The 9,452-nt window shown below is 70.7% G+C and carries 10 protein-coding genes; 7 read left to right on the top strand and 3 right to left on the bottom strand.

Annotation, left to right across the window (positions count from 1 at the left end; genetic code table 11):
• Nucleotides 1-130 precede the first annotated feature (130 nt).
• Nucleotides 131-1,537, bottom strand: a complete 1,407-nt coding sequence (locus ACFWM7_RS30250) for a family 2B encapsulin nanocompartment shell protein (protein ID WP_383266572.1) — start codon at nucleotides 1,535-1,537, stop codon at nucleotides 131-133.
• Between the two features lie 175 nt (nucleotides 1,538-1,712).
• On the opposite strand from ACFWM7_RS30250, the gene ACFWM7_RS30245 reads away from it, so the two are divergent.
• Together ACFWM7_RS30245 and ACFWM7_RS30240 are read left to right on the top strand one after the other, a co-directional pair.
• Nucleotides 1,713-2,159, top strand: coding sequence for an RrF2 family transcriptional regulator (locus ACFWM7_RS30245; protein ID WP_383266569.1), 447 nt, complete (start codon nucleotides 1,713-1,715; stop codon nucleotides 2,157-2,159).
• Nucleotides 2,160-2,461: 302 nt separating this feature from the next.
• Nucleotides 2,462-3,403 carry a 1-aminocyclopropane-1-carboxylate deaminase/D-cysteine desulfhydrase gene (locus ACFWM7_RS30240; protein WP_383266566.1) on the top strand — a complete coding sequence of 314 codons (942 nt, stop codon included), beginning with the start codon at nucleotides 2,462-2,464 and terminating at the stop codon, nucleotides 3,401-3,403.
• On the opposite strand, the gene ACFWM7_RS30235 is transcribed toward ACFWM7_RS30240, so the two are convergent.
• A complete protein-coding gene (locus tag ACFWM7_RS30235; protein WP_383266575.1) occupies nucleotides 3,379-4,980 on the bottom strand; it encodes a Na+/H+ antiporter in 1,602 nt (533 codons plus the stop codon). The genes ACFWM7_RS30240 and ACFWM7_RS30235 overlap by 25 nt on opposite strands.
• A 34-nt stretch (nucleotides 4,981-5,014) precedes the next feature.
• On the opposite strand from ACFWM7_RS30235, the gene ACFWM7_RS30230 reads away from it, so the two are divergent.
• The 3 genes from ACFWM7_RS30230 to ACFWM7_RS30220 all read left to right on the top strand — a co-directional run bounded on the left by ACFWM7_RS30230 (nucleotide 5,015) and on the right by ACFWM7_RS30220 (nucleotide 6,873).
• Nucleotides 5,015-5,275, top strand: coding sequence for a UBP-type zinc finger domain-containing protein (locus tag ACFWM7_RS30230; RefSeq protein ID WP_003966374.1), 261 nt, complete (start codon nucleotides 5,015-5,017; stop codon nucleotides 5,273-5,275).
• Nucleotides 5,276-5,506: 231 nt separating this feature from the next.
• On the top strand, nucleotides 5,507-5,920 hold the full coding sequence (locus ACFWM7_RS30225) for an anti-sigma regulatory factor (protein WP_003966375.1): 414 nt from the start codon (nucleotides 5,507-5,509) through the stop codon (nucleotides 5,918-5,920).
• Between the two features lie 23 nt (nucleotides 5,921-5,943).
• Nucleotides 5,944-6,873, top strand: coding sequence for an RNA polymerase sigma factor SigF (locus ACFWM7_RS30220; RefSeq protein ID WP_383266563.1), 930 nt, complete (start codon nucleotides 5,944-5,946; stop codon nucleotides 6,871-6,873).
• Between the two features lie 34 nt (nucleotides 6,874-6,907).
• On the opposite strand, the gene ACFWM7_RS30215 is transcribed toward ACFWM7_RS30220, so the two are convergent.
• The gene (locus tag ACFWM7_RS30215; protein WP_383266561.1) at nucleotides 6,908-7,357 is read right to left on the bottom strand and encodes a hypothetical protein; all 450 of its coding nucleotides are present in this window, start codon (nucleotides 7,355-7,357) and stop codon (nucleotides 6,908-6,910) included.
• Between the two features lie 403 nt (nucleotides 7,358-7,760).
• Between ACFWM7_RS30215 and ACFWM7_RS30210 the strand changes: the two genes are divergently transcribed.
• Both ACFWM7_RS30210 and ACFWM7_RS30205 read left to right on the top strand, forming a co-directional pair.
• Nucleotides 7,761-8,729: a diacylglycerol/lipid kinase family protein gene (locus ACFWM7_RS30210; RefSeq protein ID WP_383266558.1), complete on the top strand. Its 969-nt coding sequence runs from the start codon at nucleotides 7,761-7,763 to the stop codon at nucleotides 8,727-8,729.
• A 320-nt stretch (nucleotides 8,730-9,049) separates the two neighbouring features.
• Nucleotides 9,050-9,307, top strand: a complete 258-nt coding sequence (locus tag ACFWM7_RS30205) for a WhiB family transcriptional regulator (protein ID WP_003953983.1) — start codon at nucleotides 9,050-9,052, stop codon at nucleotides 9,305-9,307.
• Nucleotides 9,308-9,452: the final 145 nt, after the last annotated feature.

Here is a 9,452-nt window from a genome sequence, read left to right as displayed (position 1 = left end):
CGCGGCGGGGGGCCGGCTGGGGCGGGCGCCCGCGCGGGCGGTGGCCCGGCTCCCGGCGGGGGGGGGGGCGGGGGGGGGGGCCGGGGGGGGGGGCCGGCGGCGCCGGCCGCACCCCCGGGGTGACTCGGGATCAGCGCCAGCGGCTGACCTCGACGTTCTCCAGCACTCCGAGGGCGTCCGGTACCAGGATGGCGGCGGAGTAGTACGCCGTCACGAGGTAGGAGATGATCGCCTGCTCGTCGATGCCCATGAAACGGACCGAGAGGCTCGGCTCGATCTCGTCGGGGATGCCGGTCTGCTGGAGGCCGATGACGCCCTGCTCGGCCTCGCCGGTCCTCATGCAGATGATGGAAGTGGTGCGGGCGTCGGTGACGGGGATCTTGTTGGACGGGAAGATCGGCACCCCGCGCCAGGCGGGCACATGGTGACCGCCGATGTCGACGCTCTCCGGGACGAGTCCGCGCCGGTTGCACTCACGGCCGAAGGCGGCGATGGCCTTGGGGTGGGCGAGGAAGAGCTTCGATCCGCGGCGGCGCGAGAGCAGCTCGTCCATGTCGTCCGGGCCGGGCACCCCGTCGTGCGGCTGGATCCGCTGCCCGTAGTCGCAGTTGTTGAGGAGTCCGAACTCCCTGTTGTTGATCAGCTCGTGTTCCTGGCGCTCACGCAGCGCCTCGACCGTGAGCCGCAACTGCTGCTCGGTCTGGTTCATCGGCTGGTTGTAGAGGTCGGCGACCCTGCTGTGGACCTTCAGCACCGTCTGGGCGACGCTCAGTTCGTACTCGCGGGGCGCCGCGTCGTAGTCGACGAAGGTGTGCGGGACGACCGCTTCGCCGACATGTCCTGCGGAGAGGTCGATCGCCGCCTCGCCGTAGTGGTTGGTCCGCTGATGCGGGATGGAGAGCAGTCCGGCGAGGTGGCCGCGCAGCGATTCGGCGCGCTCCGCGAGGTTGTACACATCGGCCCGGCTCAGGGTGAGGAGCGTGCACGGGGTGACCGCGCGGGCGGTGTACTCCCAGACGGCGCTGCCGTCGATCAGGCTCTGGTCGCCGAAGTACGCGCCGTCGGCGAGCACCCCCAGCTCCGTCTCGTCCCCGTAGAGGCCGGAGCCGATCTTCTCGACCTTGCCGTGCGCCAGCAGGTAGACCCGGTCCGCCGCGTCCCCCGAGGCGGCGAGCACCTCCCCCGCGGCCACGTCCCGCTGCTCGCACCTGCGGGCGAGCTCGGCGAGCACCTCCTCGTCGCCGAAGTCCCGCAGGGCGGGCAGCTCCCCCAGCTCCGCGGGGATCACGGCCACCCGGCCCCCGGTCTGGACGAAGGTCACCCGGCCGTCACCGACCGAATAGCTGAGCCGACGGTTCACCCGGTACGTACCGCCCTGTACCTGCACCCACGGCAGCATCTTCAGCAGCCACCGCGAGGTGATCTCCTGCATCTGCGGCGCGGATTTGGTGGTCGTCGCGAGGTTCCGCGCAGCTGCCGTCCCCAGACTCTGCTGCGGCGGCGCCTGCGTGTCGCGAACCTCTTCACCAACGGACATCTGACGTCCTCTCGATCATGGGCTGACCTGCGAGCAAAAGCCTTTCAGCAGGAGGACCGGTCCGCCATTACACAAAAGAGTGTGACTAATCCGCCTTCGGGTGGGGCACGTTGAGCCCCGTCGCCGAACAATGCTTTTAATTTGCATCGCTCATGCCACTACTTACGCTGACCTCATGCGTCTGACGAGATTCACCGACGTGGCACTCCGTGTCCTGATGCGGCTGGCGGTCGCCGAGGGCGAGGAAGCGCCGACCACCCGGGAGGTGGCGGCCACCATGCGCGTCCCGTACACGCACACCGCGAAGGTCGTCGCCCGGCTCCAGCACCTCGGCCTCCTCGACGCCCGTCGCGGCCGGGGCGGCGGGCTCACCCTGACCCAGGCCGGCCGTTCCGCGTCGATCGGCTCGCTGGTGCGGGAACTGGAGGGGCCGGAGGAAGTCGTCGAGTGCGAGGGCGACGCCCCCTGCCCCCTCCGCTCGGGCTGCCGGCTGCGCGGGGCCCTGCGCCGCGCCCAGGACGCCTTCCACGCCGCGCTGGACCCGATCACCGTCACCGACCTCGTCGCCTCCCCCACCGGCCCGCTCCTGCTCGGCATCGGCAGCGGCCCGCCACCCGACTGACCCCGCCCCCGGACCCAGCCCCTCGAACGCTTCCGCCCGCCGGGGCGGTTTCCCCTGGCCGGCGCAGGGCCCTGGCCGGGTCCATCGCCGCGTTCGCGACCGCGCTGGTCGAGCGGCCCGGCACCCGGCCCGACGTGATGCCGGACCGGATCTGTGCGGCCCGCTCCCCTTCATGCGGGCGGTGCGAACCCGACTGCTGGAGGCGGGGGTCCGGCCGGCCGACGTCCACTACGAGGTGTTCGGCCCGGACCTCTGGCCCGCCTCTTCCTGAAGCCGCCCGGACCGGGGGCGACAATGGGTGGGTGACCAGCCCGCCCCCCGACCCGCCCCGCCTCGACGCCCTCCTCCGCCCCCACCTCCCCTCCCCTCTGCACGAGGTCCACGACGAGCGCTTCGCGCGCCACGGGGTGCGGCTGCTCCTCAAGCGGGACGACCTGATCCACCCCGATCTGCCGGGCAACAAGTGGCGCAAACTCGCCCTCAACCTGGAGGCCGCCGCCGGGCGCACCGTGCTCACCTTCGGCGGCGCGTACTCCAACCACCTCAGGGCCACCGCGGCGGCGGGCCGGCTGCTGGGGTTTCCCACGATCGGCGTCGTCCGCGGCGACGAGCTTGCGCACCGGCCGCTGAACCCCTCGCTCGCCCGGTGCGCGGCCGACGGCATGCGGCTGCACTTCGTGGACCGTACGACGTACCGGGCGAAGGCCTCCCCCGAGGTCCTGGAGGGGCTGCTGAGCCTGTTCGGGGATGTGGAGGTCATCCCGGAGGGCGGCAGCAACGCCCTGGCCGCACAGGGCTGTACGGCGCTGGGGTGCGAGTTGGCCGGAGAGGTGGATGTGGCGGCCGTGGCGTGCGGGACCGGCGGCACCCTGGCCGGTCTCGCCGCCGGGCTGACCGCCGGACAGCGGGCGCTGGGGGTTCCGGTGGTCGGGGGCGGCTTTTTGGCGCAGGAGGTGGAGCGGCTCCAGCGCGAGGCGTTCGGCGCTCCGGCCGGGAGCTGGTCACTGGAGGAGCGCTTCGCCTTCGGCGGCTACGCCCGTACGACCCCGGAGCTGACGGTCTTCGCCGACGACTTCGAGGGCCGGCACGGTCTGCCCGTGGAGCGGGTCTACGTCGCCAAGCTGCTGTTCGCGCTGACCGCGCTGGCCGAGGAGGGGGCGTTCGCGCCGGGCACCCGGGTGGCCGCCGTGATCTCCGGCGCTCCGGACCCGCCGTCCCGTCAGGACCCGTCCGTCTCGCGGTAGGCCGCCGCCTCCTCCAGGTCCAGCCGGCGCAGCAGCGTACGCATCATCTCGTCGTCGATCCGCCGCTCGTCCCGGAGCCGGACGAAGACCGCTCGCTCGGCCTCGATCATCTCCCGCGACAGCCGCCGGTAGGTGTCGTCCGCCGATTCCCCCGTGACCGGGTCGGCTGCCCCCAGGCGCTCCCAGACGGCGTTGCGGCGGCGCTCCAGCACGCTGCGCAGCCGGTCGGCCAGCGGCGGCGGGAGGCTGTTGTGCGGGTCGTCGAGCAGTTCCGCCAGCCGGGCCTCCGCCGCCTCGGACGCCTCGCTCTGGGCCTGCGCCTCGACGAGGGTGACGGTCTGCGGGTCGGGGCCGGGGAGCTTCAGTACGCGGACGAGCACGGGCAGCGTGAGGCCCTGGATCGCGAGCGTCCCGATGACGGTGGTGAAGGTCAGGAAGAGCACCAGGCTGCGGGCCGGGAACGGTTCGCCGTCGTGCATGACCAGCGGGATGGAGAACGCGACGGCGAGCGAGACCACCCCGCGCATCCCCGCCCAGCCCACGATCAGCGGCGCGGTCCAGTCCGTGCCGGGTTCGCGCTCCCGGACCCGGCGGGAGAGCCACCGGGGCAGATAGGTGGCCGGATAGACCCAGACGAAGCGCACCACGACGACGGCCAGAAAGACGATGACCGCGTAACCGATGGCCTCGGTGACGCCGAACGGGCCGAGCCCCTTCAGGACGAACGGCAGCTGGAGGCCGATCAGGGCGAACACCGCGGACTCCAGAATGAACGCCACCATCTTCCAGACGGCCGCTTCCTGGAGCCGGGTGGCGAAGTCGACCTGCCAGGAGCGGTGGCCCAGGTAGAGGGCGACGACGACCACGGCGAGGACACCGGAGGCGTGCACCCGTTCGGCCGCCGCGTACGCCACGAAAGGGATCAGGAGGGACAGCGTGTTCTGGAGGAGCGCTTCCTTGAGGTGGGTGCGCAGCCAGTGCAGCGGCACCATCAGCAGCAGCCCGACGCCGACCCCGCCGACCGCGGCCAGCAGGAATTCGGCGATCCCCTCACCCCAGCTCATGCCCTCCCCCACCGCGGCGGCCAGCGCCACCCTGAAGGCGGTGATCGCCGTGGCGTCGTTCACCAACGACTCGCCCTGGAGGATCGTGGTCACCCGGGAGGGCAGCCCGACCCGGCGGGCGATGGCGGCGGCTGTCACGGCGTCCGGCGGGGCGACGACCGCTCCCAGGACCAGCGCGGCGGTCAGCGGCAGGTCCGGGATGATCCGGTGCGCCAGCCAGCCCACCGCGACGGTGGCGAAGAGGGTGTAGCCCACGGAGAGCAGGGCCACCGGCCGGATGTTGGCCCGCAGATCCAGGTAGGAGCTGTCCAGGGCCGCCGTGTGGAGCAACGGCGGAAGCAGCAGCGGGAGCACCACGTGCGCGTCCAGGTGGTACGTCGGGACGCCCGGCAGATAGCCGGCCACGAGGCCCACGGCGACCAGCACGAGCGGGGCGGGCACCGGGGTGCGGCGGGCCGCGCCGGCCACCGCCGCACTGACGGCGACCAAAGCGATCAGCGGCAGCGCGTCCATCCCACCGTCCTCGATCCGTCGTAACCTGCCCATCATGAGCGAGTGTGCGCATGTAGCGGATCTGCCACGCCCCGAGCCCGTGCCGCTCGGCGAGACGTGTCCCGAGTGCCTGGAGGCCGGCACCCACCCCGTGCAGCTGCGGCTCTGCCTGACCTGCGGGCACGTCGGCTGCTGCGATTCGTCGCCGCTGCGGCACGCCACCGGACACTTCCGGGCGACCGGTCACCCCGTGATGCGGAGCTTCGAGCCGGGCGAGAGCTGGCGCTGGTGCTTCGAGGACGGTTCGATCGTCTGAGGCCTGGGTACGTCAATGCGGCGCTGGTTCTTCGCAATTGGCCGCCGCAGACCCCTAGCCACTGTGCGTACTCATGGGCTTACCATGAGTGACGGTCGGGGTATGGGGTCCGTACGACACGGCATCATGGATCCGATAACGTCGCCGAGCCGAAGAACCGTCGACGGACCGCATGGCTCCGGGCCACCCTTCCCGGAACCTCGAAAGAGTTTGTGCACCTTGGAGGTGAGGGTGTCCCAGATCGCAGGCGAGCCCGGGAATCAGGACTTCGTAGAAGTCCGGCTGCCCGCTGCGGGTGCCTACCTGTCGGTGCTGCGAACGGCCACGGCCGGTCTCGCAGCGCGTTTGGACTTCACTCTCGACGAGATCGAGGATCTTCGCATCGCGGTCGACGAGGCCTGCGCGATCCTGCTCCAGCAGGCCGTGCCGGGCTCCGTCCTCAGCTGCGTCTTCCGTCTCGTCGACGACTCCCTCGAAGTGACGGTGTCGGCGCCCACCACGGACGGCCGGGCGCCCGAGCGCGACACCTTCGCCTGGACGGTGCTCTCCGCACTGGCCGGCAAGGTCGACTCCACGGTCGCGGACGACCGTACGGTCAGCATCAGCCTCTACAAACAGCGCGGCGCGGGCCCCGGGCCGGCGTGAGCGACGGGAACGGGGACGGTCCTGTGCGGGACGAGACGATCCGATCCGGGGTGGTGCGGCCGGCAGGCATCCCGGAGCAACAGGCCCGGCCGCATCCGGTGGACGGAGCGGACGGACCCGAGAGCATCGACGTCGCGGTGGAGCAGCAGTCGCAGGCAGAGCGGGCGGGCCAGATGAGCGAGCACGGGCACCACGATCCACACGACCGCAGCGGGGCGCGGGCCCTGTTCTTCGAGCTGCGGGAGCTGCCCGAAGGTTCCACGGAGAAGGCCGAGCTGCGCAACCGGCTGGTGCGCATGCATCTGCCGCTGGTGGAGCATCTGGCCCGTCGTTTCCGCAATCGCGGGGAGCCGCTGGACGACCTGACGCAGGTCGCCACGATCGGGCTGATCAAGTCCGTGGACCGGTTCGACCCGGACCGGGGCGTGGAGTTCTCGACGTACGCCACTCCGACGGTGGTCGGCGAGATCAAGCGCCACTTCCGGGACAAGGGCTGGGCGGTGCGGGTGCCGCGCCGTCTCCAGGAGCTGCGTCTCTCGCTGACCACGGCCACCGCGGAGCTTTCCCAGCAGCACGGCCGTTCGCCCACCGTGCACGAGCTGGCCGAGCGTCTCGGCATCTCCGAGGAGGAGGTGCTGGAGGGCCTGGAGTCGGCCAACGCGTACAGCACGCTCTCGCTGGACGTGCCGGACACGGACGACGAGTCGCCGGCGGTCGCGGACACGCTGGGCTCGGAGGACGAGGCGCTGGAGGGCGTGGAGTACCGGGAGTCGCTCAAGCCGCTCCTGGAGGACCTGCCGCCGCGCGAGAAGCGCATCCTGCTGCTGCGCTTCTTCGGGAACATGACCCAGTCGCAGATCGCCCAGGAGGTCGGCATCTCGCAGATGCACGTCTCACGGCTGCTGGCCCGCACGCTGGCGCAGCTGCGCGAGCGGCTGCTCGTCGAGGAGTAGTCGAGGAGCGGGCGGGAAGGGCGGGTCCGCCCGCTCAGGCCTCGGGGGTCGCCCTCGGTCCCCGGCGGATGCCCAGGTCCTGGGTGGTCGCCGGGTTCAGGACGAGCACGAGGCCGGTGACGGCGACCGCCGCCAGGACGATCCCGGTGGGGATCAGCGCACCCTGCGAGCGGAGCAGCGTCCAGGCCACCGGCAGCGCCATGATCTGGGTGATCAGCGCGGGCCCCCGGCTCCAGCTGCGCATCAGCAGCAGTCCGCGGGCGGCGATCAGCGGGATCGCGCCGAGCGCGACCAGGGTGATCCCGACCGTCTCCGCCTGCTGCGTGCTCTCCAGGTTCCCGAGCAGTCCCATGATCAGCAGGTAGATCCCGCCGACGGCGAGGGCCACGCCTTCGAGGGCGTTGACCCCGGCGAGGACGGTGATCCTGGTCGGACGCTCCGCGGTGGAGGGCGACGGCGTGGACGGTGTCTGCTGAGTGCTCACGCCTTTCAGGTTGGCATCCCCGGGGCCCGGAAGTGAAGCCGGGGTGCGGTGGGGCCTCCCCCCTTCGGGCGCACGGCACGGGAGCCGGTCACGTTCCGTCACCGGCTCCGAGCGCAGCGAACCGGGACTAGGGCCCCCCGTTTGATCAGGTCGGATCAGGGAGCGGGGTTCGGTGCGTGCAGCTGCAAGGCGGAGGATTGAGGCAACGCGGATGGGGTCTCCCCTGCTCGAGCGAAGCCGAGAGCTTGGGGAAGTTGGTGATTGACGACAACGCCGGAGGGGCCCCTCCCTGCTCGAGCGAAGCCGAGAGCCTTAGGGGAGCGCGTGCCGGACCCCGCGAGCCCGACATGATCCAAACGGGAGGCCCTACAGGGCCGAACCGCCCGGTAGGTAGGCTGGCCGTATGCGCGCACTCCTCGTGGTCAACCCAGCTGCTACCACCACCAGTGCCCGCACCCGTGACGTGCTCATCCACGCGCTGGCCAGCGAGATGAAGCTGGAGGCGGTCACCACGGAGTACCGGGGGCACGCACGGGATCTGGGGCGGCGGGCCGCGGACAGCGACGACATCGACCTGGTGGTCGCCCTCGGCGGCGACGGCACGGTGAACGAGGTCGTGAACGGGCTGCTGCACCGGGGCCCCGATCCGGACGGCCTTCCGACGCTCGCCGTGGTTCCCGGCGGGTCCACCAATGTCTTCGCGCGCGCCCTGGGGCTGCCGAACGACGCGGTGGAGGCGACCGGCGCGATCCTGGACGCCCTGGAGAACCGGACCGAACGCACGGTTGGTCTGGGCCTGGCCGCCGGCACCCCGGGAACCGAGGACGAGTCCGTCCCCGAACGCTGGTTCACTTTCTGCGCCGGACTCGGATTCGACGCCGGAGTCGTCGGCCGGGTCGAACAGAAACGCGAGGGCGGGAAGCGTTCGACGCACGCCCTGTACGTACGCCAGGTGGTGCGGCAGTTCCTGAACGAGGCCCACCGCAGACACGGGACGATCACGCTCGACGTGCCCGGCCAGGACCCGGTGACCGACCTCGCGCTCTCCATAATCTGCAACACCGCCCCGTGGACCTACCTGGGCAATCGTCCGGTCTACGCCTCGCCGAAGGCCTCCTTCGACACCGCGCTGGACGTCCTCGGCCTGAAGCGTCTGTCCACTCCGGCGGTGGCCCTCTACGGCACCCAGCTGCTCACTTCGAGCCCCGAGAAGGGGCCGCGCGGCAAGCACGCCGTTTCACGGCATGACCTCACGGACTTCACCTTGCATTCAAAGGTCCCGCTGCCCTTCCAGATGGACGGTGACCACCTGGGACTGCGTACGAGCGTGACGTTCACAGGCGTACGCCGTGCACTGCGTGTGATTGTGTGAGTGGAAGCGCCCAAAGTCCTTTAACTCGAACGTTTGGACTGGCCCCCACCCCTAAGAAGTGCGGCTGTGACCTAGTCGACACCGAGGAATCAAAAAAAACTTTCCAGAAGGGGTTGTATCCGTCGCTGAGGTTTGGGAATCTCTTCATGGCGATCGGGACGGCCCGCAACACCGGCCTCCACTGAGAGCCAGAACCCCTCCTCACCATCACAGACCACACCCAGTCCATCTGGGGGTCGGCCCGTCATCTGCGGGGGGATTCGTGAAAGCGTTCACATTCACAAGCAACAAGCGTGTAATACCAAGGAGAGGTAGCAGCCATGGACTGGCGTCACAACGCCGTTTGTCGTGAGGAAGACCCCGAGCTGTTCTTCCCCATCGGCAACACCGGTCCTGCGCTGCTGCAGATCGAGGAAGCCAAGGCTGTCTGCCGCCGCTGCCCCGTCATGGAGCAGTGCCTGCAGTGGGCGCTCGAGTCCGGCCAGGACTCCGGCGTCTGGGGCGGACTCAGCGAGGACGAGCGCCGCGCGATGAAGCGCCGCGCCGCTCGCAACCGGGCGCGCAACGCAAGCGCCTGAGCGAGAACCGCACCAAGCCTCAGCCCGGCGGCGCGTACAGAGCGTACGCACAGCCCCGCCTTCGAGTCGCAGCGCGCAGTACCCCGAAGCGCATCGCAACGTGAGCATCACGGAGCGGGCCCGGACCGTTACCACGGTCCGGGCC

Origin of the sequence: Streptomyces sp. NPDC058375, assembly GCF_042723425.1 — a bacterium.
Lineage (GTDB): Bacteria > Actinomycetota > Actinomycetes > Streptomycetales > Streptomycetaceae > Streptomyces > Streptomyces durocortorensis.
Note: the sequence above shows the minus strand (reverse complement) of the source record. Positions and strands in the feature narration are given on the sequence as shown.

Bases quoted from the DNA above. Each gene is read 5' to 3' on its own strand.
- ACFWM7_RS30235 (WP_383266575.1), bottom strand. From the start codon at position 4,980: ATGGACGCGCTGCCGCTGATCGCTTTGGTCGCCGTCAGTGCGGCGGTG.
- ACFWM7_RS30210 (WP_383266558.1), top strand. From the start codon at position 7,761: ATGCGCGCACTCCTCGTGGTCAACCCAGCTGCTACCACCACCAGTGCC.
- ACFWM7_RS30230 (WP_003966374.1), top strand. From the start codon at position 5,015: ATGAGCGAGTGTGCGCATGTAGCGGATCTGCCACGCCCCGAGCCCGTG.
- ACFWM7_RS30205 (WP_003953983.1), top strand. From the start codon at position 9,050: ATGGACTGGCGTCACAACGCCGTTTGTCGTGAGGAAGACCCCGAGCTG.
- ACFWM7_RS30250 (WP_383266572.1), bottom strand. From the start codon at position 1,537: ATGTCCGTTGGTGAAGAGGTTCGCGACACGCAGGCGCCGCCGCAGCAG.
- ACFWM7_RS30245 (WP_383266569.1), top strand. From the start codon at position 1,713: ATGCGTCTGACGAGATTCACCGACGTGGCACTCCGTGTCCTGATGCGG.